The organism is Dasania sp. GY-MA-18 (assembly GCF_024734385.1).
GTDB lineage: Bacteria > Pseudomonadota > Gammaproteobacteria > Pseudomonadales > Dasaniaceae > Dasania > Dasania phycosphaerae.
Genome location: NZ_JANHAP010000004.1, coordinates 250410 through 276616 on the forward strand (window position 1 = coordinate 250410; position 26207 = coordinate 276616).

At 47.0% G+C, this 26207-nt stretch carries 18 protein-coding genes and 1 tRNA gene; 7 read left to right on the forward strand and 12 right to left on the reverse strand.

The genetic code is table 11. The features are described from left to right. Positions 1–157 precede the first annotated feature (157 nt). Positions 158–2170 carry a DNA helicase Rep gene (gene rep / locus NO559_RS07080; protein WP_258331109.1) on the forward strand — a complete coding sequence of 671 codons (2013 nt, stop codon included), beginning with the start codon at positions 158–160 and terminating at the stop codon, positions 2168–2170. Between the two features lie 84 nt (positions 2171–2254). Continuing rightward, complete coding sequence (locus tag NO559_RS07085) at positions 2255–3955, forward strand: hypothetical protein (protein ID WP_258331110.1); 1701 nt, start codon at positions 2255–2257, stop codon at positions 3953–3955. Positions 3956–4062: 107 nt separating this feature from the next. On the opposite strand, the gene NO559_RS07090 is transcribed toward NO559_RS07085, so the two are convergent. Continuing rightward, the gene (locus NO559_RS07090) at positions 4063–4473 is read right to left on the reverse strand and encodes a cytochrome c5 family protein (RefSeq protein WP_258331130.1); all 411 of its coding nucleotides are present in this window, start codon (positions 4471–4473) and stop codon (positions 4063–4065) included. 438 nt (positions 4474–4911) lie between these two features. Between NO559_RS07090 and NO559_RS07095 the strand changes: the two genes are divergently transcribed. Beyond that, positions 4912–4988 (forward strand) — tRNA-Arg (locus NO559_RS07095). 277 nt (positions 4989–5265) lie between these two features. Here the strand turns inward: NO559_RS07095 and NO559_RS07100 are convergent. Both NO559_RS07100 and NO559_RS07105 read right to left on the reverse strand, forming a co-directional pair. Then, the gene (locus NO559_RS07100; RefSeq protein ID WP_258331111.1) at positions 5266–5604 is read right to left on the reverse strand and encodes a TRL-like family protein; all 339 of its coding nucleotides are present in this window, start codon (positions 5602–5604) and stop codon (positions 5266–5268) included. A 111-nt stretch (positions 5605–5715) separates the two neighbouring features. Continuing rightward, positions 5716–6450 carry a helix-turn-helix transcriptional regulator gene (locus NO559_RS07105; protein ID WP_258331112.1) on the reverse strand — a complete coding sequence of 245 codons (735 nt, stop codon included), beginning with the start codon at positions 6448–6450 and terminating at the stop codon, positions 5716–5718. 147 nt (positions 6451–6597) lie between these two features. On the opposite strand from NO559_RS07105, the gene NO559_RS07110 reads away from it, so the two are divergent. Together NO559_RS07110 and ansA are read left to right on the forward strand one after the other, a co-directional pair. Beyond that, positions 6598–10059 (forward strand): acyl-[ACP]--phospholipid O-acyltransferase, encoded by a 3462-nt coding sequence (locus NO559_RS07110; protein WP_258331113.1) that lies wholly within the window; start codon positions 6598–6600, stop codon positions 10057–10059. Positions 10060–10165: 106 nt separating this feature from the next. Continuing rightward, positions 10166–11185 (forward strand): asparaginase, encoded by a 1020-nt coding sequence (gene ansA, locus NO559_RS07115; protein ID WP_258331114.1) that lies wholly within the window; start codon positions 10166–10168, stop codon positions 11183–11185. An 80-nt stretch (positions 11186–11265) separates the two neighbouring features. Here the strand turns inward: ansA and NO559_RS07120 are convergent, their stop codons facing one another. From NO559_RS07120 to NO559_RS07160, 9 genes are all read right to left on the reverse strand, one after another. After that, on the reverse strand, positions 11266–12633 hold the full coding sequence (locus tag NO559_RS07120) for a glutamine synthetase family protein (protein WP_258331115.1): 1368 nt from the start codon (positions 12631–12633) through the stop codon (positions 11266–11268). Positions 12634–13007: 374 nt separating this feature from the next. Next, a complete protein-coding gene (locus NO559_RS07125) occupies positions 13008–13796 on the reverse strand; it encodes an ABC transporter substrate-binding protein (protein ID WP_258331116.1) in 789 nt (262 codons plus the stop codon). Positions 13797–14147: 351 nt separating this feature from the next. Continuing rightward, the gene (locus NO559_RS07130) at positions 14148–14879 is read right to left on the reverse strand and encodes an ABC transporter substrate-binding protein (RefSeq protein ID WP_258331117.1); all 732 of its coding nucleotides are present in this window, start codon (positions 14877–14879) and stop codon (positions 14148–14150) included. 353 nt (positions 14880–15232) lie between these two features. Continuing rightward, positions 15233–16219 carry a nitronate monooxygenase family protein gene (locus tag NO559_RS07135; RefSeq protein WP_258331118.1) on the reverse strand — a complete coding sequence of 329 codons (987 nt, stop codon included), beginning with the start codon at positions 16217–16219 and terminating at the stop codon, positions 15233–15235. Positions 16220–16657: 438 nt separating this feature from the next. Further along, entirely contained in the window at positions 16658–18076 is a 1419-nt protein-coding gene (locus NO559_RS07140) for an aminotransferase (protein ID WP_258331119.1), read from the reverse strand. Positions 18077–18420: 344 nt separating this feature from the next. Continuing rightward, positions 18421–20532, reverse strand: a complete 2112-nt coding sequence (locus NO559_RS07145; RefSeq protein ID WP_258331120.1) for an acetate--CoA ligase family protein — start codon at positions 20530–20532, stop codon at positions 18421–18423. Positions 20533–20625: 93 nt separating this feature from the next. Next, positions 20626–21249 (reverse strand): TetR family transcriptional regulator C-terminal domain-containing protein, encoded by a 624-nt coding sequence (locus NO559_RS07150; RefSeq protein ID WP_258331121.1) that lies wholly within the window; start codon positions 21247–21249, stop codon positions 20626–20628. Between the two features lie 112 nt (positions 21250–21361). Beyond that, positions 21362–22519 (reverse strand): acyl-CoA dehydrogenase family protein, encoded by a 1158-nt coding sequence (locus tag NO559_RS07155; RefSeq protein ID WP_258331122.1) that lies wholly within the window; start codon positions 22517–22519, stop codon positions 21362–21364. A 54-nt stretch (positions 22520–22573) separates the two neighbouring features. Beyond that, complete coding sequence (locus tag NO559_RS07160; protein ID WP_258331123.1) at positions 22574–23353, reverse strand: enoyl-CoA hydratase/isomerase family protein; 780 nt, start codon at positions 23351–23353, stop codon at positions 22574–22576. 782 nt (positions 23354–24135) lie between these two features. Between NO559_RS07160 and NO559_RS07165 the strand changes: the two genes are divergently transcribed. Together NO559_RS07165 and NO559_RS07170 are read left to right on the forward strand one after the other, a co-directional pair. Then, positions 24136–25341 carry an MFS transporter gene (locus NO559_RS07165; protein WP_258331124.1) on the forward strand — a complete coding sequence of 402 codons (1206 nt, stop codon included), beginning with the start codon at positions 24136–24138 and terminating at the stop codon, positions 25339–25341. 104 nt (positions 25342–25445) lie between these two features. After that, positions 25446–26075: a sulfotransferase family protein gene (locus NO559_RS07170; protein ID WP_258331125.1), complete on the forward strand. Its 630-nt coding sequence runs from the start codon at positions 25446–25448 to the stop codon at positions 26073–26075. The last annotated feature ends 132 nt before the right edge of the window (positions 26076–26207 follow it).

Sequence of the window (26207 nt, forward strand, 5' to 3'; positions counted from 1 at the left end):
AAATAATTCAAGCAGTTATAGCTGCCTTTTGAGAAAAATTCTAGTTATTTTTGTTAAATAGTACCGCTCGCAGCCCATAATACACACTCCCCAAGCCTTTAGGCTAGCCAGCTGCTACAATGCGCGCCTATTAATCACTAGAGTTGCTTGTAGTTCTGTGTCCAAACTCAACCCCCGACAACGCGAAGCGGTAGACTATATAGACGGCCCGCTACTGGTATTGGCCGGTGCTGGCAGCGGTAAAACCAGCGTTATCACCCGCAAAATCGCCTATATGGTCAACCACTGTAACTATAAGGCTGCCAATATAGCCGCGGTGACTTTCACCAATAAAGCGGCCAGGGAAATGAAAGAGCGGGTGGGGCAGCTGATCAAGGGCCCTGCTAGCCGTGGCCTTACGGTATCGACCTTCCACAACCTAGGCCTGACCATCATACGCAAAGAGCATAAGGTGCTGGGCTATAAAGCTGGCTTCTCTATATTTGATCAGCAAGACGCACAAGCGCTGATTAAAGACCTGCTCATACAACAACACGGCGGCGATAGCGACCAAGCCGAGGCTATACAGCACCGTATTTCCAACTGGAAAAACGATATGGTCAGCCCGGCCCAAGCCATAGCCCAGGCCGATGGCCCCGCCGACATACTCAGCGCCACCGCCTATGAACACTACCAGCGCGCCCTTAAAGCCTACAACGCCCTAGACTTTGACGACCTGATACTAATACCCGTGCAGCTGTTTTTAGGCCAGCCCGAGGTACTGGAAAAATGGCAGCGCAAAATCCGCTATATGCTGGTGGACGAGTACCAGGACACCAATATCACCCAATACCTGCTGGTAAAGCTAATCGTGGGTGACCGCGGCAAGCTCACGGTGGTAGGCGATGACGATCAGTCCATTTACGCCTGGCGCGGTGCCAGGCCCGAAAATATGGTGCAGCTGCAAACCGACTACCCGCAGTTAAAAATTATCAAGCTGGAGCAAAACTACCGCTCCACCGCTCGTATACTCAAGGCCGCCAACCAGGTGATTGCCCACAACCCCCATGTGTTTGATAAAAGCCTGTGGAGTGATTTGGGCTACGGCGACCCCATACGTATACTGCGCTGCCGCAACGAAGAGGTAGAGTGCGAGCGGGTGGTCACCGAAATACTGGACCATAAACTACGCAACAACACCGAGTTTTGCGATTACGCCATACTCTACCGCGGCAACCACCAATCCCGGCTGCTAGAGCTAAAACTGCAACACCACCAAGTGCCCTACAACCTCACCGGCGGCACCTCGTTTTTTTCACGCCATGAAATCAAAGACATCATGGCCTACCTCAAGCTTATTATTAACACCGATGATGACAACGCCTTTTTGCGCCTAATCAACACCCCGCGACGCAAAATCGGCGCCGCCACCCTAGAGGGGCTGGGCACCTACGCCACCCAACACGACATCAGCATGTACACTGCCTGCAATGAACAAGGCCTAGAGCAACAAGTGGGTGATGCTGGCGTCAAGCGCCTGCGCGAGTTTACCTATTGGTTTGATAAGGTCAGAGAAAACTGCCAGGGTGAAAAACCCATCTGGGCCATACGCGAGATGATAGCCGATATAGACTACGAGGCCTGGCTGCATCAAAACAGCGCCAGCAGTGCCACCGCCGAAAAGCGCTACGCCAACGTCAATATACTCATAGAGTCTTTAGAAAATACCCTCGCCAAAATTGACGAGGACGATAACAATATAGAAACCGCCATCAGCAAATTAGTGCTGCGCGATTTAATGGAACGACAAGAGGAAGAGGACGAGGCCAGCGGCAAAGTACAGCTCATGACCCTGCATGCCTCTAAAGGCCTAGAGTTTCCCCATGTTTATATCATAGGCATGGAAGAGGAATTACTGCCCCACCGCAGCAGCATAGAAGAAGATAATATAGAAGAAGAGCGCCGCCTCTGCTATGTGGGCATTACCCGCGCCAAACGCAGCCTCACCCTTACCCTATGCGCCAAGCGCAAACAGTTTGGTGAGATGCTGGACTGCGCCCCCAGCCGTTTTTTGGATGAATTACCCTACGATGATATCGTATGGGAAGGCGGCCCCGAACAAGACGCCAGCCTAGCCAAGGAGCGTGGCAAGCAAACTCTGGCCAGCCTGAAAAATTTATTTGCCGATTAAACGGCAAGCCAGCATCAATCTTCTATGCTTAAATAGCAGCATAGGCTTAAGCGCCTCTCTCTTATAACTAAACAGAGCAACTAAATGGCAGTAAGACCATCTCCCTTCAACACCTGTTTTTGCCTTTTAGTACTCGCCACTACCAGTGCTAAAGCCGATCACATGGTCTGCGAGCCCCAAGCCGCAGGCAGCGGCCAAACCACGCCGCTAGAGCAGGTAGCTGTTAAGCATATTACTATTAACAACCGCCCTATCTTTGAAGAAGATGACAAGGCCATTTGGCTGCACTATCTTGCCAACAACCTGCACATAAAAACTCAGCCTCATATTATTGAAAATCATCTGAGTTTTGAAAAAGGTGACACGATTAGCCTGGACGACGTAGAGGAAAGCGAACGCTTATTAAGGCAGCTGGACTATTTACGCGATGCCAACGTGCGCTTTGAAAAAGATTGTAACCATCAGCCCAACGGCAATATTAATGTCACCACTTGGGATCACTGGACACTATACCCAAAAATAAATTTCAGCCGCTCCGGCGGCGAAAACAAATACTCCTACGGCCTTAAAGACGACAACTTATTAGGCTTAGGTATACAGGGCAATTTTCGTTATTTTGCCGATAAAGATCGCACCGGTTACGGCATTAAAGTCGACGCCCCCATCACCTATATCAAGCACAGCGAACTATCGCTAGCAGCTTTTGATAATGATGATGGCTACCGCTATGGCATAGCCTGGCGCAAACCTTTTTATACTTTAAATACTACTGACAGTTACTATTTTGATAACGACCACAGCAAACAAGATTTACACATAGACCAAAACGGCGATGATGAAAATGTTTTTATCGCCAAGCGCAAATTTTTCGAAACCGGCTATGGCTGGTCGCAAGGCAAGGTGGATGGCTGGACCCGCCGCTGGACGCTAGGCCTTACTGCCAGCGACGAAAGCTTTGCCCCCATTATGGATAGCAACGACGTTAGCCTAGCGGTGCCCAACGACCGCCATTACATATACCCCTGGTTACAGTATCAAGTGATAGAAGATGATTTTGAAGTCATCTCAGACGTGCATTTTATCCACGAAAAAGAAGATCACCATTTAGGTTGGCGCCGTTTTATACGCCTAGGCTTTGAAGCTGACAATGACGACAGCGATAAAGATTATGCCGGCCATCTTAGAGCCTCGATTAGCAAAGGCATGTTAGTCGGCAAGCATTTATGGTTTGGCTCAGCAAGCGGCACGGTGGACTTTGGTGTGGCCGAGGATGATTATTATAAAGCTTCCGCAGGTTTTGAATATTTTTATAATTGGACTCCCGCCAACAAGCTCTATGTTAAAACCGAAATCACCTTAAGCGGCAACAACTACATAGACCAACCCATCACCCTGGGCGGCAACCGAGAAGACGATGACAATAGCTTTGGCTTTAGCCCAGCCGCACAGCCCACTGTAAGAGGCTACCCCTCGCAATACCAACACGGCAATAACCGCTGGCAAACCACTGTGGAAGCCCGCCACTATCCAAGCATAGAGCTATACCGTTTAGTACGGGTGGCTTGGGTGGGCTTTATAGACGCAGGCCGCGCCTCAGGTACTGAAAACATCGTCAGCAATAATGAACAAAGCGGCACCTTAGCCAGCATAGGCTTTGGCCTGCGCCTAGCCTCCATACGCTCCAGCGGCCAAAACGTCATTCACATAGACATCGCCAAACCCCTAACCACCGGCGACAATGTGGACAGCTGGTCAATTAGCGCGCATGCGGAGAAGAAGTTTTAAATCAGCCTCTAGCTCCTAGTCTTTAGTCGCTAGAAAAGCGGGCACAAAAAAACCGCGACTAAAGCGCGGTTTTTCTATCGACTAGCTTCTAGAGACTAGCGACTTCTCTACTGACTATTCTCAACGATATAATCAACCGTCGCTTTAATTTCATCATCCGAGCAGCTCATGCACAAGCCCTTGGGCGGCATGCCGTTAAAGCCGTTTAAGGCATGGTCGTGCAAGGTGTCTAAACCTTTAGCAATACGGGGTGCCCAAGCACCAGCATCACCCAACTTAGGCGCGCCAGCAGCACCGGTGCCATGACAAGCCGCACAGCTGCCGTTATATACATCTTCCGCCGACTTAGGGCCACTCGCTACAGCTGCTACCGCAGCACCACAGCTGTCATCACCCTCTAAGCACACTTTAGCTACGGGCTTGGTGCGCTCTTTAATGGCTTCTAAATTCTTCTCTGAAACTGCATACGCTGAAAGGCTCAACACTGAAGCCAATACCAATAAGCTCAACTTAATCATCGCGTTATTCTTAATGTTGTTCACTATCGACGCCCTCTAAAATCAATAAACGGCCTATAAACCCAGCCTTGTAATAGGCAGCGATTATAGCCAGTTATCCCGCTTGCGGAAACCCTAAGCCCGCTTATACACAAAATCCGCAAGAAAGCCGTGCCAAATAAAGGCGAATCTGTATAATTCCCCTTTCCAAAAAGTAGCCGATAGCCCTTGCGGCCACTAGCTGCTCATATTTTGCACACATTAAATGCGCCCGCTTGGAGCTTTTATGCCCGGAACGGGTACCGCTGGATAGAGCAGTGGCTTCCGACCCAATACATGCATTGGGAACGAGGAGTGAAACGACGAAGCCCCGAAGGGGTGTTATTAGCCTTAAGCTAATAACATTAAACCGTTGGCTGCCAACGGCTTAAACTGAACAACAAAATTTACACGAGTTATGCGCCCGTAGCTCAGCTGGATAGAGTAGCGGCTTCCGAAGCCGTTGGTCACAGGTTCGAATCCTGTCGGGCGCGCCAATACTAAAAACCCGGCCTAGCGCCGGGTTTTTAGTATTGGCTTGTTTGACGATGAGAGCCTGTCGTTCGAGACGAAGTTTACGCAGTAAACGGAGACAACGCCTGCTTTACTCAAGGCGCCCGTAGGGTACTTGCAGCCTAAAGCTGCAAGTATCAATCCTGCTCCCCTCACCCAAAACAAAACCCACCTCCTAAACTGAAGCGCCGGGTTTTTAGTGTTGACTGGCCTAGCGGCAAGATCGCAACAACATTACACCGGCCGCCGTTTGATACCTAACTACAACCCACTCTCCTCCCCATTCCCATAAACCACAGTACAGTTCTTATTAAAGGGGAAATACCACAGGCCGGTTTCGCCAATTAGCTCAACATTATTAATCTCACCATTCTCGGCAGCACTGATAATGGAACCGTCACCGAGCATGGGAATAAAAAATAAGAGATTCCAGGTGCAGGCTTCGCCTTTTTTACGAGTGCGTAAATTTTGAAATTCTATATTTTTAACGCCAACTCTCTGGCCATCGGCATAACGCAAGGTATTGGCTAAATCTTTGGTGGCTGTAGCACAACCTGTTACTAGTATTATTGCGATACTTAAGACTAGTTTTTTAAACATTTTTCTTTCCTCCGTTGCATTTTCCCAGGCACTAAACCTTTATTTACAGAGGCGATCAATGAATAGTTAAAGAGTAGCGCTATGCTTACCCACAGGCATTACATACTAAGACTATTTTTTACGGATGCTTTCAAATAAATTATATTGCCAACGCCTAATAGCCAGCACTACGGTATTGCCGTGCTTATTATCCATAGGTAGAGCCATGTCGTGCTGAGCAAGTTCACTAAATTCCTTAGCCAAGCGCTGCATCTTTTTTTGAAACTCAAGATTACTAGCTTTAGATAGCAAGCCATTAACTACAATCAGGCTTTCATGGTCTTGATCGAAGCCCGTACTAAAAAACTCTTGTTCAACTTTTTCTTGGAAAAATTTTTGTATGGGGCCATTACGCTGCCAACTGAAATTAGCAGCCACCAGTAATTTAATTCTATTATTCGGTAATAATTCAATAATTTTTAAACGGTCCAAAGCGGCTAGCTTTTGTATGCAGTCGGTTGGTTTTATGTCGTATTGATCAATCAAATCCTGGTAGCTATAACCATTAATCACACAGGCGGTCACCATCAGCAGTAATAGATCCGAGGCTATTTCCTGCTCCTGCTCTAATGACAGCTGAATAATTTTACGCTGCTCTCCTTCCATAAGCTGCACTAGCTCCGATATCTCCAGCCCCATCATGTGGCAGATTTGCTCAAGTCGCTGCAGAGTGAAATTTTGCTCAGCAAATAAGCGCTTTACCGAAGCCTCACTTAAATCCAGTAATTTCGCCACATCAAGATAAGTGTGACCATTAGCCTTAAGCTGTTTCTTCAAAGTCTTAATCAAGGGGGATATTTGCGGCATTTAAACTCCAAGAACAAAATAGTATCAATATTTAATACTTTATAGCTTGCATGCAGCTACAATTCAACAGAAGGTTGCTAAGGCGCAATAAAAAACTCATTATGCGGCCACTACCACATAGATACAGATAACGATAAAGGACACATCATGAAAGCTCTGTTTAAGTTGCCTGGTGCACTCGCCTACCTAACGGTTATTTTCCTCAATGCCTTTGTCGACCTAGGGCACAAAATCACTTTACAAAACACTATCTTTAAAGTTTATGATGGCCATACCCAAATCATCTTAACCGCAGTGATAAATGGCTTAATCTTATTACCATTTATTTTGTTATTTAGCCCTGCCGGTTATATTGCCGACCGCTACGCTAAAAACAAAGTCATGCGCGTAGCCGCTTGGTTTGCTGTATTTATTACTTGTGCGATTACCCTATGCTATTACCAAGGCTGGTTTTGGCCAGCATTTATTTTAACCTTTTTACTAGCAGTACAGTCAGCAATATATTCACCCGCAAAATACGGCTATATCAAAGGCTTGTTTGGTAAGGAGCACCTAGCTGAAGCTAACGGTTTAGTTCAAGCCATTACCATAGGCGCAATTTTGCTGGGCACTTTTCTCTTCTCTGTTTTATTTGAAAGCTGGTTTCCCCATACAGCCAACACAAAGGATGTCATTCTTACAGCTATCGCCCCCATAGGCTGGTTACTTGTAATTAATAGTATTTTTGAATTGCTGATGGCTTATCGCCTACCTGCTACCGACAAAGGTAATCCACAACAACAATTCGTGATCAACGATTATCTTACTGGTAAGCTCGTTGCCAAAAACCTTCAGCCTTTAACAAGCAACAAAACTATAAAACTCTCAGTCATTGGCCTAGCCATTTTTTGGTCTGTAGGGCAAGTTATATTGGCAGCTTTTCCAGCTTTTGCTAAACAATCTCTGGCTATAGATAACACAATTGTTATTCAAGGCATATTAGCCACAATCGGTATTGGCATAGTTATAGGCTCAACTTTAGCGGCCAAGTGGTCCAAGGGCTATATAGAAACAGGCTTAATACCTATAGGTGCCGCGGGTATTAGCTTAGGCTTAATCCTACTCACTCAACTTTCTTCTGTTAGTGCTCATGCCCTCAACTTTTTATTCATAGGCTTTATGGGTGGGCTATTTATTATCCCTTTAAACGCGCTTATACAGTTCAATGCTAAAAATGAAAGCTTAGGTACGGTATTGGCGGGTAATAATTTAATTCAGAATATTTCCATGCTCGCCTTTTTAGTACTCACGGCGATCTTCGCAATTTATGGCCTGAGTAGCAAAACCCTATTACTACTAATGGCTGCAGTTGCAGTGCTAGGCGGCTTATACACCATTTATAAATTACCCCAAAGCTTGGCAAGAATTATTCTTAGCTTATTAATGACACGTCGATACAAAATTAATGTTCAAGGATTAAAAAACATCCCTGAACAAGGCGGCACCTTATTATTAGGAAATCACATTAGCTGGGTAGATTGGGCCATTATACAAATTGCGTCACCTAGACCCGTACGCTTTGTCATGCTAAAGAGCATTTATCAACGCTGGTATTTAACATGGTTTTTTAAGTTATTTGGCGTTATTCCTATTGAATCTGGCCCTAGCAGCCGAAACTCACTCAATACTATTGCCGACCTATTAAACAAAGGCCACTTAGTTTGCTTATTTCCCGAGGGGAGCATTTCTAGAACCGGTCATCTTGCTGAGTTTAGAAAGGGATTTGAGCGGGCCTGCGAGCAATGCAACAATGACGTTGTGATTGTTCCTTTTTACTTACGCGGCTTATGGGGCAGCCAATTTTCTCGATCATCTGACCAATTAAAAACTATAAGAAATACCGGTTTATCACGAGATTTAATTGTAGCCTTTGGTGAGCCATTGCCTAAGTCAACTACTGCTGATGTGCTCAAACGCCGTGTTTTCGATATTTCGATTAGCTCATGGCAAGAACATACTAAATCTATGAATAATTTGGCTGATTCATGGATAGACACGGTTAAACGTGTAGGTAGTGAAATGGCCATTGCCGACACTTTAGGTACAACGCTATCTGCGAGGCAGGCATTAACTGCCAGCATCGCTTTTTCAAAACGCATTCAGCGTATTAGCCCAGAACAAAACATTGGCCTATTATTGCCAACCTCTGCAGGTGGTGTACTGGCCAACATGGCGGTATTACTAAGTGGAAAAACCGTAGTCAATTTAAATTTTACTGCCAGCCTGCCTGCATTTATATCATCTATTGAACAAGCTGGAATTAAAACGATTTACAGCTCTAAAAAATTTATTAGCAAATTAGAACGAAAAGGTATAGACATAAAAGTAATGTTGGGCAATACCAACGTGGTTTATTTGGAGGATTTAAAAGCCTCTATATCTAAGCTAGAAATGCTACGTACACTTTTTATGGTGAAATTTATACCCAGTACACTTTTAAAATTAATATACTCAAAGCCTATCGGCACTGAACAAACAGCTGCCATTTTATTTTCTAGCGGCAGCGAAGGGCAACCCAAAGGCATAATGCTAAGCCACAAAAATATTATGGCGAACCTTAAACAAATTTCGGATGTACTCAACACACAAAATAATGATGTGGTAATGGCATCTTTACCGTTATTTCATGCTTTTGGCCTTACCGTAACCCAATTTATGCCTTTAATAGAGGGGATACCGTTAATAGCGCATGCAGATCCTACTGATGTATTGGGCACAGCCAAGGCTATAGCTAAATTTCGTGGCACCATCCTTTTTGGCACTTCTACATTTCTGCGACTATATACTAAAAACACGAAAGTAAACCCACTCGCTTTAGAAAGCTTGCGTATAGTAGTTGCCGGTGCAGAACGTTTAAACCCCGATATACGTGACGCTTTTCAAGCCAAATTTAACAAAACTATACTGGAAGGTTACGGAGCCACTGAAACAACACCTGTAGCTAGTGTTAATCTACCTGACGCTTTAGACACCGATTACTGGCAGGTTCAACTAGGCGGCAAACTTGGTACCGTAGGCATGCCTCTGCCAGGCACCAGCTTTAAAATTGTTGATCCTGACACATGGCAGGAAGTGGCCACAGGCGAAGATGGCATGATACTTATTGGCGGCTGCCAAGTAATGCATGGATATCTTAATGACCCTGAAAAAACTGAACAAGTTATCAAAGTAATCAACGGTGTCAGATGGTATATCACTGGTGATAAGGGCCGTATCGATAGTGATGGGTTTTTAACTATTATTGATCGCTACTCTCGCTTTGCTAAGCTAGGTGGCGAAATGATTAGCCTATCTTCGGTTGAAGACTCTATACGGCTAGCGCTAAATAATTCTGAACTGGAACTGGTTGCCGTTAACCTACCTGATGACAAGAAGGGTGAAAAAATTATTGCCTTAATTGCAGAGAGTATTGACCCTGAGCAACTAAAGCAAACTTTGCTTAGCCAAGGCTGCCAACCTCTGATGATCCCATCTTCCTATATACAAATTGATGAAATACCTAAGCTAGGCTCTGGTAAAACAGACTACGCTCAAGCAAAATCACTAGCCCTAGCTAAGCTGTCTGCATGAATTTGCCTTTTTTTGCTAAAACGGCCGGTGTAGTGCTTAATCGCTCTGCACCAGCTAACAATACTGCATTTATTTGCTAACACCATTGATTAAAGAAATGACTGCCATGACCAAACCCAACATCTACATAGCCTACACTGGCGGCACTATAGGTATGCAAAAAACTGCGCAGGGTTATGCGCCTGTGGCCGGTTTTTTAAGTGACTTTATTAAAACGCAGCCCGCTTTTTACCATGAAGACATGCCCAGCTTTGATATACATGAGTACAGCCCGTTAATTGATTCGGCCAATATGTCACCCGCCGATTGGCAGCTTATTGCCGACGATATAGCGGCTAATTATGATAGCTACGATGGCTTTGTGGTTTTGCACGGCACCGACACCATGGCTTATACCGCCTCGGCCTTGTCGTTTATGCTGCAGAATTTAGCCAAGCCGGTTATTGTGACGGGTTCGCAAATTCCCTTGGCACAGTTGCGCTCCGATGGGCAAACCAACCTATTAAACGCTTTATACTTAGCCGCCAATTATCCTGTGGCCGAGGTGTGTTTGTTTTTTAATAATAAATTATTCAGAGGCAACCGCAGTACCAAGGTACACGCCGATGGCTTTGATGCCTTTGCCTCCCCAAACTACCCTTTGCTATTAGAGGCAGGCATTAAAATACAGTGGCGTGCAGGCCAACCGCTAAGCTCAACAGCAACGCAAAAAAAACTGCAAGTGGCCCAGATTAAACCGCAGGCCATTGCTGTGCTTACCCTGTACCCAGGTATTTCAACACAATTACTACAACAGGTTTTACAGCAGCCTATTAGGGCGTTAATTTTATTAAGCTTTGGGGTGGGCAATGCGCCTCAGCACAAAGCGTTTATTGATGTATTAAAGCAGGCGCAACAACAGGGCATTATTATTGTTAACCTCAGCCAGTGTTTGCAAGGCAGTGTTAATATGCAGGGCTATGCCACCGGTAATGCTTTGGCAACGGCCGGTGTTATTAGCGGCCACGATATGACTATAGAGGCGGCGCTGACCAAACTGCATTATTTATTATCGCAAGACATGCCTTTAGCCGATCTTAAGCTTGCCATGCAGAAAAATTGTCAAGGTGAGTTGAGTAATAACTGACCTTATAAACAGCACAATCCAGGCACAAAAAAAGCCGACATCATGTCGGCTTTTTATTAATAACTTTTTAGTAGTTAATTTTACGCACCTACTAAATAAGTATCGTATTCAAAGGCGCTAACGCGGCCCTCAAACTCGGCTTGCTCGGCGTGTTTTACTGCACTGAAAGCTTCTTGAAAGGGCGCACCTAAATGTTCTTTTACATAGGCAGATTCTTCAAACACTTGTAGTGCATCGCGCCAGCTGCGTGGCAGTGAGGCCTCCGGCTTGTTAACGCTATCGTTGAGTGGCGCATCGGCTTCTAACTTGTTTTCTATGCCGTATAAAATACCCGATAACAAAGCCGCTTGTGCTAAGTAGGGGTTTAAGTCGGCACCGCCTACGCGGTATTCGATGCGGCGCGCTTTAGGGCTGCCGTTAGGAATGCGCATGGCAACATCGCGGTTTTCATAACCCCAAGTCGGTGCGTTAGGGATATGGCTACCCACTTTAAAACGACGGTAGGAGTTCATATGCGGGGCAAAAATTAGCATGGTGTCGGCCATGGTTTGAGCTAAGCCGGCAATCGCATGGCGCAAGGTATCGGTACCCTTGTCAGTGCCATCATCAAAAATATTATTGCCGTCTTTATCTAACACGCTGCAATGTATGTGCATGCCATTGCCATCCATATCACCAAAGGGCTTGGCCATAAAGGTGGCGATATAACCGTGCTTTTGCGCAACACCTTTAATCACACGCTTTAGCATTTGGGCGTTATCGGCTGCGTGCAGGGGGTTGTCTATGTGGTTTAGATTAAGTTCGTACTGGGCAGGCGCTAATTCTTTTAGCAGGCCGTCTAGAGGCAGGTCCATCTCTTTGGCAGCATCGCGTATCTCGTGCATTAACTCTGCCTGCTCTTGCATAACATCTATGCCATAGAGCTGGCCGGCCATGGTGGTGCGGCCATTAATGCGGCTGGTAGGCAATTGTGGCGTGCCCATCTCATCGCGCTTTTCAAGAAACAGGTGAAACTCTAACTCGGGAGCCGTTACCGGGCGTAAACCTAAGTCTTGGTAACGCTTATAAACGTTTTGCAATACTACCCGTGGGTCGTAACCCCAAGGCTGGCCATCGTCGCCGGTTAACTGCATAAACATTTGCGCTGTAGGGCGCTTTAACCAAGACAGGCGTTTTAGCGTGCTGACTATAGGTTCACAAACGCCATCACCGTCACCGGTTTTATCGCATAATGAGCCCACGTCTCTGCCCCATACATCGGGAGTAACCGTGGTGAGGGCAACTTTTACATCGCCTTTGAATACTTTTTCTAAATTATCGCGGGTTAACCACTTGCCTCTAAAGCTGCCGTTAAGGTCGGTTAGCATCACCTCTATGGTTTCGATATCCGGATTATCGTTTAAGAATTGACGCGCTATTGCTAAATCATCAGTCTGTTGGGCTGTCACAATTAGTCTCCTACTATAGATGGCAGTAAGGATAAATAATTGTCAATATATAACAATACTCCAAGAGTGGTGGTTTCCAAGCTGGGCTGAACAGCCCTAAACAGCAGCAGAACCGAAGGTAAGCCATTGTTATATATAATAATTATTCTGTTTCACTGAATCCAAGCTGCGCTGCTGCAGGTGCCGGTTAAACATTTTAGCTAAGCTGTCTACCCACGTTTGCGGCATGATGCCAAACATTTTTACCTATCAGCCAGCTGCCAACCGTCGTTTGCTGGCTAGTCTTTAGCCACCACTTACCTGTATGTTTTGCTTAGGCTATGCGATTGATTGCCTTAGCGGGGATATATACATCGCGGATTTAATGATAACGCTTACTGTAGCTCTATGGGGCTTAACCAATCCAAGCCAAATTGCTTTTGCAAGGCCTGCACCTCGCCTTGTTGATAAAGTTTGCGCAGCTGCGTGTCAAATTGTTGCAGCAGTGTTTTAGCTCGCTCACTGCGGCCAAAACCCAAGTAAGATTCTTTTTGATAGACATGCTCAATACGAAACTGACCGGGATGCTGAGTAAAGCGCTCGCTGTATACCTGTAGCGGCATAATACCTTCAATAATAAAGTCTACCCTATCAGCCACGAGTAATTTCCACAGCTGTGTATCACTGGAAACCTCCTGTAACTTTACGGGAACAGCCAACTGCTTATGCAAGTCATAGCCACGCAGCATACCTAAGGTGCCACCCGACATGGTTTGCTGCCCTTGCCACTGTGGCCAGCGCTGCGCTTTAAAAGCAACGGCAATTCGCTCTATAAAAACAGGGTAACGATTTACTTGCATATATTGGCCCATAAAAGACTCATCGTCATAAACACTAACAATGATATCAGCCCGCGATTCCATCACATCTTGCACGCAGCGCTTCCAAGGGCAAAATTTAAACTGCAGCTGATACCCTAAAGGCTCAAAAGCTGCCCGCAGTAATAGAAACAGATAGCCTTCACCAGCCTCACTATAGCCATACCAGTTTTCTGAGCGAACTTGAATAACCCTATTATCTAGCGGCTGGCCATCGCTTAACTCAGCCCTAGTAGTGGCAGCTAGCAGTAATGCCAACAGCGCGCAAAATCCGTATTTTATAAAATGGCCCAAACCTGTTTTCACTAATAGCTGCATAGATAAACATCGCTGATTAAAAGAACAACATCATACTATGACTATAGTCTTACAGCCTCTTAATGAAAAGCCATGGCTTGGCTATCACCCAAAAGCCAGCAAGGCATGACTGCAGGGCAGTATAAAAAATGGGGCTAGCCCTAAAGCTAGCCCCATCTATGGATAATATTGACACAATGTCTATAGCATCCTTAAGCTTTTCAGCCTAGATCGTATTGCCCATACCAGCTTTACGACTTTTAATAGCTAAGTAGCTAGGCGCAGTCCGCCTTAGATTCCCTACTGACGTCATTCAATACATAGGCCTTTACATTTCGGCTGATGATGCTTATCGCGTGCTTACAGCAAGCCATGCTCACGTAGTATTTCATCAACTCTACCATTGTCTGTAATTATCTTTAGCCCTGCATTGAAATCCGCAATCTTTTTATCAGCATTGACAGCCTTTTTGCACATCACTAAATACTGTTCATTCTTTTGTATTGAGGGTTCGACCCACGTAAGTCTATTACGATGTTTTTCTTCTATCTGGGTGTTTATCAGATATTTCGCTTGTGCTTTATCAAGCAGCGCAAGGTCGATGCGTTTTCTAAGCAATTTTTTTAAGTTATTTAAATCTGTGTTGACCACTTTAGTTTGCATGCCAGAGTTTAAGAATGAATCTGGATACACATAGCCATTTACTATACCAACACTAATATTGTCTTTATTGGACTTTAGATCTGAGAGCACCTCAGAATTATCATTATGGCGGTAAAAGCCTATTTCATTAGCCGGAGGAATAGGATCTGAGAATATTCCCCAGGCTCTACGTTCAGGCTTATCCCAAGGCGGGAACATGCCATCAACCTTACATTCCGCAGCTAATTTTTCACCGCGCACCCACGGGTAAAACTTAATGTTAACCTTATGGCCAACCGCCCCGAATGCTTCTCTGACTATCTTAGTAACAGGCCCTTGGTCCTTTATATCCTTACCATAGAATGGGGGATAATCTGCTGAGGCCAGATTAATCGTATCAGCAATGCTGGAACTAGAAAGTAATATAATAATTGGCAATAAAAATCTCACGAAAATTTCCTCTAATAGTTATTATTAATACCTGACGATTGCCATAACCTTGCAAAATTTTGACCCCAACCCAAAATTATTGCTAGGCATCTAAAAGCAACGCCCAAACATCCCACTTCAACAGCTTTCACTTTACAGCTAAGAGTTACTCACACAAAAACATATATTTTTAATCTGGAGCTCAAAAATATTGATGGCGAGAAATTAACAATAACAAGTCGGATTTTATAATTTTAGATATGATTAGCTAAAACATAGCTAGACACATGCGATTTGATTACTTCGATAAAGCCAGCAACGCAGGATGGCACCCGACGCTGCTAGCTAATAGGAGAGATTTGACAGATGCTGTTTTATAAATAGCGTTGAGATTTTTTTGCTTGCGCCTCGTGGGCCTGCTGATATTCAGCTTTTAAGCGGCTAACCAACTCAGCGGTAGTGGGTACATCGTGTATGCCACCTGCTCCTTGGCCTGCAGACCAAATATCTTTCCAGGCCTTTTTCTTATCGGTTTTATCTTCGCCTACCATTTCAGCACCAAAATCTATTTCGGCAGCGGGGGTTAAGTCATCGGGATCGTAACCGGCATCAATCACACTCTCGCGCATAAACGACGCGGGCACACCAGAAATAGCAGGCGTATACACAATATCAGCGGCGGAAGAGCGTACGATCATGTCTTTGTAATCATCGACTACACGGCACTCTTTAGTCGCTAAAAAGCGCGTGCCCGCATAAGCTAAGTCGGCACCCATCATTTGGGCAGCGGCAATATCGCTACCGCGTGAAACACAACCGGCCAGCAATATGGTTTTATCAAAAAACTCACGCAGCTCGCCGATTAGACTTAAGGGGTTCCAATGGCCAGCATGGCCGCCAGCGCCACCACAAACGGCAATCAAGCCATCCACATTCATAGAGGCGGCTTTTTTAGCAAAGCGCACATTCACTACATCGTGAAACACTATGCCGCCATAGGCATGTATGCGATCTATTACTTCCGCATTGCAGCTTAAAGAAGTAATTATAAGTTTCACTTGGTGCTTTTCTATGATGGCCAAATCATCAAGCAGGCGTGGGTTAGATTTGTGTACTATCAGGTTCACGCCGTAAGGGGCAGGCTTTTGGCCCGTCTCTTGCTCAAACTGTGCTAATTGTTTATCGATTTCGTTTAGCCACTCGTCCAGTTGCTCGGTGGTACGCGGGTTAAGCGCAGGAAAGGTTCCCACTACGCCTGCCTTGCAGCACTCAATCACTAGCTCCGGACCAGAAGCTAAAAACATAGGTGCCGCAATTAAAGGCAGCGATAAACGATCTTTTAATACTTCGGGTAATGACATTTCAATAATCTCGTCAATTAATTCGACTTAAATTTACAATTATTTCGTCATGCTGGTTTGATCCAGCATCCATCTTACTATTTAACGCTCGTGGATTCCGGGTCTAGCCCGGAATGACAATTTTTCTGTCATGCCGGACTTGATCCAGCATCTATCTTTCTATAAAAGCCTGTGGATTCCGGGTCTAGCCCGGAATGACTTTATTTTCCTGTCATGCCGGACCTGATTCGGCATCCATCTTTCTATAAAAGCCTGTGGATTCCGGGTCTAGCCCGGAATGACAATTTTTCTGTCATGCCGGACTTGATCCGGCATCCATCTTTCTATGAAAAACCTGTAGATTCCGGGGCTAGCCCGGAATGACGATCTAATGCATTTTTCTAGCGACTATTTACTAGAGACTTTTTTTGCCACTTGTAGCTGCCGCTTTCAAAAGCGTTACGCGCTTTTGGATAGATCACTCCACAAGCCTTGTTTTTCTAAATCAAGCATTACCGCCTCTATACTTTCACGCAGTGTAGACACAATGTGGTCAACTTGCTCTTTGGTTAAAATGATTGGCGGAGACAATACGTTTAAGTGGCCTATAGGGCGAACCAATACACCGCGTTTAGCGGCTTCATCAGTAATCCAACGGCCAATATCTAACTCTTCGGCAAATAATTCTTTGGTTTGTTTATTGGCAACATTCTCAATACAAATCATAAAGTTTTTGCCGCGCACTTCACCAACAATGGGCAGGTCTACCAATTTCTCTAGCTCTTGCTGGAAGTATGGACCTACTTCACGTACGTGCTCTAGAATTTTTTCGTCTTCAATGATTTCAATATTTTTCAAAGCAGCACGGCAGGCAACAGGGTGACCTGAATAGGTAAAGCCGTGAGCAAAGTAACGGCCTTTACCGCTAGCAGCAATCACATCCCAAATACCATCAGAGAAGATGGTTGCACCCAATGGCTGATAGCCTGAGGTTAAACCTTTTGCCGAGGTGATGATATCGGGCTGAATAGCAAACACATCTTCAGAGGCAAACCAGTGGCCTACGCGACCAAAAGCGGTAACAACTTCGTCGGATACGTAAAGAATATCGTTGGCTTTGCAGGTTTCCCACATGCGCTGGATGTAACCTTTAGGTGGCACGATAACACCGCCAGAACCCATGATAGGCTCTGCAAAAAACGCCGCCACTTTACCGGCACCGCCTAGCTCTTCGATTTTATCTTCAAACTCTTTGATTAAAGTATCGGTATATTCTTCTTCACTCAAACCTTCTGGCGCACGATAGTAATACGGTGTTGAGATGTGGTGAATAGTATCGGTAATGTAATCAAATTCTTTAACGTGATCGGCTTTTTTACCGCCTATAGACATGGCCGCATAAGTTGAGCCGTGATAGGCCTCTTTGCGCGCGATGATGTGTTTTTTATCGTGCAGGCCACGGCAGTTTTGATAAAAGTGAATCAAGCGGAAGGCAGTATCCACAGCGGTAGAGCCACCGCAAGATAAAAACACGTGATTCAAATCACCTGGCGCAAGCTCGGCTAATTTTTTCGCCAGTTGGCCAGCGGGGATATTAGTCATATCCACCATGGGGTTGGCATAAGCCATTTGACGAACCTGGTCGGCGATAGCTTCAACCATATCTTCGCGGCCCAGGCCTATGTTGGTACACCACATGCCACCAATGGCGTCTAACATTTTGTTGCCATCAGTATCGTAGATATAAGCGCCTTCGGCCTTGGCGATGGGCAGCGCGCCTTCTTCTTTGAAGCTATCGAAATATTGCCAAGGATGTAAGAAATGGTTTTTGTCGTCTTCTACGATTTGGTTTGTGTTGTACTGATCGAATTCGCTCATGATTACTTCCTTTTTCATCAGCCCCTTGGGCTGAGTTTTAAGTTTCAAGTGGCAAGCTTTAAGCAAAGCATTCTAGTGCCGACTTGTTGTGATTTTTTCAGCCCTTTGGGCTGAGCTTTAAGCCGCAAGTGGCAAGCTTAAAGTGGATTCCGGCTTTCGCCGAAATGACTGCATTTTTTCTGTCTTGCCGGACTTGATCCGGCATCCATCTTTCTAATTTAATTCCATAGATTCCGGGTCTAGCCCGGAATGACGAAATAGCATGTTATTCTTGAGACTAGCGACTACCCACTAGAGACTTTTCTCTTACCTCTTGTAGCTTGCCTCTTGCCGCTTTCAAAAGCTCACTGAGCTTTTGAAATCAGCGCATCCACCGCCACCGCACCTTGTCCCTGCGGTAACACCATCAAAGGGTTTACATCTAGCTCTAGCACTTTATCGGCATTGTCTACGGCGAAGTTGGCCACTGCCATAACGGCATCGACAGTAGCTTCTAAATCCCCCGCCTCTTTACCGCGGAAACCTTCAATCAGTTTGTACACTTTTAGTTGCTTAATCGCATCGCGCACGGCATCGCGGCTGCTAGGCAGTAGTAAGCTCACGCTTTCTTTCATTAGCTCTACTAAAATACCGCCGGCACCAATCACTAGTGACAAGCCAAAACCTTGTTCGCGTTTAATGCCTACAATTAATTCGGTCACCGGCGCAGCTGACATTTTTTCTACTAGTATGCGGCTGGTATCTACCTGCGGGTGGCTTAGGCTAATTCTGGCCACCATATCTTGGGCAACGGCTGCAGCTTCGGCAGGAGTTTTGATATTGACTTTAACCGCACCAGCTTCGGTTTTATGGGGCAGGTCTTTGCTCACCATTTTTACTACGACTGGGCAGCCTAGCTCTGCAGCGGCTTGCTCTACTTGATCTGCACTAACTAATTTTGCGGCGGGTACAGGTAAGCCATATTGTTGTAGCCATTGTTTTGAATCCCATTCATCCATGGCGATGGCGTCACCGCTTAAGGCATCGGCAGGGCATAGCGCTTGGGTAGATTCGTCTTGGCGGCTCAATATTTCTTGGCGGCGCTGGCTATAGGCCATCACCTTGCCTATGGCGGTGACCGCATCTTCTAAACCCTGCAAAGCTGGCACGCCTATGCTGTGCATATGCTGGCGTGTTTTTTCTTGCATTAACTCGGGAAATACCGAGGCAATAGCGCCAGGTACATTGTGTTTTTTGCAGCATTCTTGAAACACATCAGCGATTAATTCGCACTGTGGGTTTTCACCCGAAGCTTCGCCGGGGAAATCTAAAGGCAGCAAACAAAAATCGTAATCGTCGCCAAATAAATTATCCATGCACTGAGTTAATGCGTCGCGGTCGCCCCAAATAGCGGTGGTAAAATCTAAGGGGTTAGCGACGTTGGCGTAGGCGGGTAATAATTCGCTAATATTTTTGACGACGTCTTCTGATAATTTTGGCAAGGCTATGCCCTGGTTATCGCTGTAGTCTGCTATTAAACCGGCATCACCCCCAGAGCTAGCTAAGGCCACTAAGCGATTGCCTTTAGGCACTGCACCGCAGGCAAATATTTTTAAGGTTTCTACAAAAGGCACTGGCCCGGTTACGCGGGTAATGCCTACGCGTTCAAATAAGGCATTATACAAATCATCAGAACCTGCCAGTGAGCTGGTGTGGCTTAGCGCCATCTCGGCTCCAATTTCTGAGGTGCCGGTTTTTAAAGCCACTATAGGTACGCCTTTTTCTAAGGCACGCATAGCGGCGGCGGCAAAGTTAGGTACATTTTTTAAGCCTTCTAAGTGCAGGCCTATAGCGGTCACGCGCGGCTGTTCTAAAAACGCATCAATTAAACCGGCCACATCCACTTGCGCCTGATTACCTACGCTAACCATATAGGCGATAGGTAAGGATCTATCTATCATGGAAATGTTGTAAGCAAAGTTACCGCTTTGGGTAATGATGGCCATGCCCTGCTCTACCATTTTGCCACCGTGGGCAACGGGCCAAAGCGCTGAGCCGTGTAAGTAATCTAATAGGCCGTAACAGTTGGGACCCAGGATAGCTAAGTCACCAGCAGCAGCTAATAACTCCTGTTGTTTAAGCTCGCCTTCCTTTTCGCCATCTTTATCCATCTCAGCAAAACCTGAGGCGTAACACACTGCACCTCCGGCACCGATTTCATTCAGTTCTTTGACAACGGGAATCGTGGTATCGCGTTTGGTGCCTATAAAAGTGGCATCGGGGGCGCTGGGTAAATCTTTGACTGAGGGGTAACATTTAACGCCGTTGATTTGGTCTTTAACGGGGTTAACTAACCAGATGTCACCGGTGTAGCCACCTTTTTTACAACGGATAACGGCGTCGGCCATGGCACTACCGCCTACGAAGGCGATGGTTTTTGGGTCTAACAAACGACGCATGTTTTCTTTGTTGGCCATAATGCGCAACTCCAAACACTATTTTTAGTTTTATCTTTACTGCGGATCTTAAAAATAGTGTGCGGCGCTTAGCCTATACGTCTTTTTTTAAGCCTAGGTAAAGAGGCGTTTAATAAAGTCTAAACACGCTGCTTCGCCCTCTTGCGGCACAAACGCGTCTGGATCTAAGCACCACTCCAACCACAGGCCATCCATTAATGCGGTCAAACTCAGCGCGGCGCGCGAGCTGTTAATGGTGACTTGTTTTTCGTCGGCCACGGCATCGATTAATTGGGCAATGCTGCGGCGGTATTTGTTGTAGTGGCGCTTATTTAAACCATTTATTTGTGGATCGACTTGTGCGAGATTCCAAAGGCTAATCCAAATGGATAAGTCTTCTTTGGTAAAGGTAGGCGGGCTAAAGGCGGCTTTGATCATGGCCTCTAGCTGAGCTTGTGGCTCGCTACCAATTTCTTCAATCAGGCCTCGGGTACTGTTGTCTAACTTATCCGACATGTACTCGTAGGCTTGAACAATAATATCGCTCTTGCCGTTAAAATGATGGTTGAGCAGGCCGCGTGATACTTTTGCGGCTTTGCAAATAACCTCTACGGTAGTACCGCCATAACCATATTTAGCCAGGCAACGCAGGGTGGCCTCGATTAATAGTTTGCGCCTGACTTCAGGCTCTTCACGCACAAACTTTGGTTTTTTGGGGTTATCACTTAGCTTTGCCATCATGGTTCCACGGGTAGTTTTTGATGCGGCTATTTTTTCATGGCTACAACAATTAGGCCACTGCCAATTCGCCGCATCTAAACCCTAGTCGTAAAGACCTACCAATAGGGTGCTACCAGTACGGTGCTAGCAGTTCCTTAGAAATAATATGGCGCTGTATTTCCGAGGTACCTTCCCAGATGCGCTCTATGCGCGCATTGCGCCACATGCGCTCTACGGGTGTTTCATCCATTAAGCCCATGCCGCCGTATATTTGTACGGCTTCATCGACGATGCGACCCAAAGCTTCGCTGGCAAACAGCTTGGCCATGCCAGCATCGGCATCGGTTAAGGTGCCCAGGTCCATTTTTTGCGCGGCGTGTAAGGTCATTAAATCGGCGGCGCGTATTTGGGTAGCCATATCGGCTAACTTAAATGACACCCCTTGGTTTAAGCCTATGGCTTTGCCAAATTGTTTGCGGTCGGCAGCCCAGCTCAGCGAGGCGTCCAGCGCGCGCATAGATTGGCCTACGCAGTTAGCCGCAACCATTACTCGGCCAGCAGTTAGCCATTGGTTGGCCACTTCCCAGCCTTTGGCCACTTCGCCCAGCACTTTTGACTCGTGTACCACGCAGTCATCAAAAAATAATTCGTAGGTGTGATAGCCGCGGTTGCTTACCCCTTTAGGGCCACGGCGTATGGTCATGCCGGGGTTGTCGTTGTCGACTAAAAAGGCGGTCACTTCGTTTTTCTGCCGGCCCTTGTATTCAAAGGTGCCGGTCACAGCAAATACGATAGAAAAGTCGGCATTACCCGCATGGCTGATAAAGTGCTTGGCGCCATTGATCACGTAGTTCTCGCCCTGCTTTACCGCCTTGGTTTGTATAGAGGCGGCATCTGAACCAGCACCGGGCTCGGTAAGTGCAAAGCAGTCGATTTTTTCACCGGCCACACAGGGGGCTAAGTACTCTTCGATTTGATCGCCCTTACAGGCCATTAAAATATTGGAAGGGCGGCCAACATTAACGTGTAAGGCCCAACCACATTTGGACAGCTCACGCTCGATTAACGCCTGTGACACATGGTCCAAACCTAGGCCACCGCCCTGCTCGGGGATATTAAAAGCATACAGCCCTGCCTCTAAGGCTTTTTCACGAATTTGCGCGGCCAGCTCGGCGGGCACTTCGTCGGCACGGTCTACGGCTTCTTCGTGGGGCAGTAATTCTTTTTCAACAAATGCCTGTACGGTTGATACCAGCATTTCTTGTTCTTCGTTTAATTGAAAGTCCATCGCGTTTTCCTACAGCTAGTTGCGGCTACTTAAATGATCTGTTGTTTAAGCTATTTATTGGCCTGTGAATTCGGGGCTACGTTTTTCTATAGAGGCTTTTAAGGCTTCATCGGCATCTTTGCTGCGGCCGCATAATAGCCCCGCCGCTTGCTCTAGGCTTAGCTGCTCAACCAAGCTGTTGCGGCTGCTTTGCTCTAATAACGCTTTGGTTTGGCCATAGGCAAAAGTAGGGCCTGCGGCTAAGGTGGCAGCGACGGCATCAACGGCAGCCGTTAAGGCCTCGGGCTCATGCACCTCGGTAACTAAGCCTGCGGCCAGCGCTTGCTCGGCAGGCCAGGCCTTATCAAAAAACAAAAACTGCTTAGCTTTTTCCAGGCCGATTAAACGCGGCAAGTGCCAGCTGCTACCTGCATCGGGGCAGTAAGCCATGGTGGTATAGCCAGCTTTAAATTTGGATTTAGTAGAGGCGTAGCGAAAATCACAGCACAGCGCCAAATCAACCCCGGCACCGACTGCCGCGCCGTTAACCTCGGCAATAACGGGTTTAGGCAGGGCGTAAAGCTTGGCCATCATGGCGTGGGCCGCTTCGGTCCAGCCGTAGGTCTCTAGGGTGCCATTGGCCTCAGCCTCAGCCCACTCGGCTACATCAGCCCCAGCACAAAAGGCGCGGCCACTGCCGCTAATCACCACGCAACGCACCTCGGCATTGCTGGCCGACTCGTCTATGCACTCAGCCAACGCCTTGAGTACCGGCACGCTTAACGCGTTGTACTGCTCGGGGCGATCTAGGGTGATGCGCCTTACGCCGTTATTGGTTGCTACTGTAAAGCCCATAAGGCCTCCGTTATTGTCAATGAGTTTGCGATTACCCTGCACAGCATAGGGGCTTAGTTGCAATGTTGCGTATCATTTCAGAAATTATACGTTTGTTCAACAATATTTTTGTTATTACTATGTTCACAATAGTAACAAAATCGTTTAAAACTTTTATTAATGAAAATAGTTCATATTTATCAATACTTTACAGCTATATAAAAAGTGCTAGCGACTACCTGCATAAGCGCAGCCCATAATATTATTTGAACATTCATATAAGTATATGGGATGATTCTTACATACTTAACCGCAGCCGGTCATTCCGGGCTAGACCCGGAATCCATTAGCCTGCCAATTAGAGCTGGATGCCGGATCAAGTCCGGCATGACAAAGTGTGATGCCAGCATGACTAGGTGAGGTGTAGACATAACACGCACTGCAGCCTGTCATTCGGGCTGGACCCGGAATCCATTAGCCTGCCAATTAGAGCTGGATGCCGGATCGAGTCCGGCATGACAAAGTTTGATGCCAGCATGACTAGGCGAGGTGTAGACATAACACGAGCTGCTGCCGGTCATTCCGGGCTGGACCCGGAATCCATTAGCCTACAAATAGAAGGCTGGATGCCAAATCATGTCCGGCAGGACGGGGTGGGCGATCAGCAGGATAGGATGGATAACCGGCAAAACGAGAAGCGCAACACACAAAAATAGACTGTTTCTTTGCGATGCCCCTCCATGCCGTTAGGCTGGAGCAACGAACACAACCGTAACAAAAACAAGAATAATGCGAGCCATACCATGAGCACAGCCCCAACCAGCAATGACATCCCACTCAATAATGGCCGCAGCGTTTGGGTGGCGGTATTATTTTTATCGGTGGCTTATTTAATCTACAACACCCTGCCGGTGGTGCTGGGGGCCGCCGCCGATGCCATGGGTTTAAGCGATGTGCAGATTGGCTATTTAGGCTCCAGCTATATGCTGGGGGCGGTAGTGGTAGGTGTTAGCTCTATTTTTTGGGTACGCCGTGTTAACTGGCGCTGGGTGGTGGCTATCTCATCGCTAACGGTACTAGCCTGCTACGCCAACGCCTCGTTTGTGAGTTACGACATATTAAAACTGGCTTTTTTTGGGGTGGGCTTTGCCAATGGCGCCATCGTTTCTTGCGTGCTCACCTATTTTGGCGATACCGCCACCCCCGACCGCAACTTTGGCTACGGCGTGGGCACCCAAGTATTACTGGCAGGTTTGGCCGCGTACTTTATGCCTATATTTATCACCCCGCAGTGGGGCTTTGGCGGCATTATGTTGCTGTTTTGTGCCATGGTAGCCATCACCTTGCTGCTACTACCCTTCTTCCCCGCTAAGGGCTGCCGTGGTTATGAAAAGCCCAGCCAGCTGGCAAGTACTCACTCACAAGCGTTAGCAGGCTCATTACTAGGCGTCATGCTTGGCGTTGCCGGTATGTTTATCTACTTTTTAGGTGAAACCGGGGTATGGGCCTTTTTAGACAGGGTGGGCCTAGCCAATGGCCTAAGCTACGCCGCCATGGGCGAGGCCTTTGGCATCTCGCTGATTATCAGCGCCGCCGGTGCTTACCTGGCCTCGTACATGGGCGACCGCTATGGCCGCATCATCCCCATTATGGCCGCCACCCTAGCCCTTATCGCCGGCTTACTGCTGATGCTTTATACCCGCTCCGCATTTAACTTTGGTTTGGGCATGCTGCTCTTTGCTGGCGCCTGGAATTTTGTACTGCCCTTTCAAATGAGCTTAATCTCAGAAGGCGACACTAGCGGCCGCCTCACCCCGCTTATCCCCACCTGCCAACTACTAGGTTCAGCCATAGGCCCAGCTATTGCCGGCCACATGGTGATAGATGGCAGCTATTTTTATGTGTACCTGTTTGCTTTTGCGGCGGCGATTATCAGTACCATATTGTGCGTGGGGGTGGAGGTGTTTGTTTATAGGCCTATGCGGCAGTCACTAGTGTTGAGTCGCTAGTTCCTAGATGGCCTACTCCACTGTTTTGCTTGCAACTATCTTCTAGGGGCTCTTCCAGCGACTAACTGCTAGCGACTAGAGACTCCCCCCTGTAGACTGGCGCGATGCGCAAAATCTTCATCATCGGCCTCCCCCGCACCGGCACCACCAGCCTTTGTGCCACGCTGCTAGAGCTGGGCTATAGTGTGGCGCATACCGCTTTTACCCAAGCGGCTATAGAGCAGGCCGAAGTAGTGGCTGATACCCCGGCCTATTGTGATTACCCGTTTTTAGACCAACGCTACCCCGGCGCTAAGTTTATTTACCTGGAGCGTGACCTCAGCCTGTGGCTGCCCTCTATACAGCAGCTGCTTAAGCGCATGATTAAAAATATTAACAACGACAGCGGTGGCTTTAACCCGATACTCAAGCGCTGTTTTAAAAGCATTTTTAATCCTTTTGAACTGGCGGCGATCAATAACCCACCACATCTCAGCCACTGCTACCAGCAACACCGGCAGCAAGTGCTGAGGTATTTCGCCCACAGGCCGCAGGATTTACTGTCACTTAACATAGCCGACCCGCAAGCCCCACAACAGCTGCTGGGCTTTTTAGGCCATGCCGCCGACCCCAGCCTACAATTCCCGCAACTCAACCAAGGCCAAAAAATCACCGCGTGGAATAAAATAGCGCACCCCTTAAAAGTTGCCGCCAACCTGCCAGGCCAACATGGCCGAAAGTATTTTGATATTTGAGGCAAGAGGCAAGAGGCAAGAGGCAAGAGGCAAGAGGCAAGAGGCAAGAGGCAAGAGGCAAGAGGCAAGAGGCAAGAGGCAAGAGGCAAGAGGCAAGAGGCAAGAGGCAAGAGGCAAGAGGCAAGAGGCAAG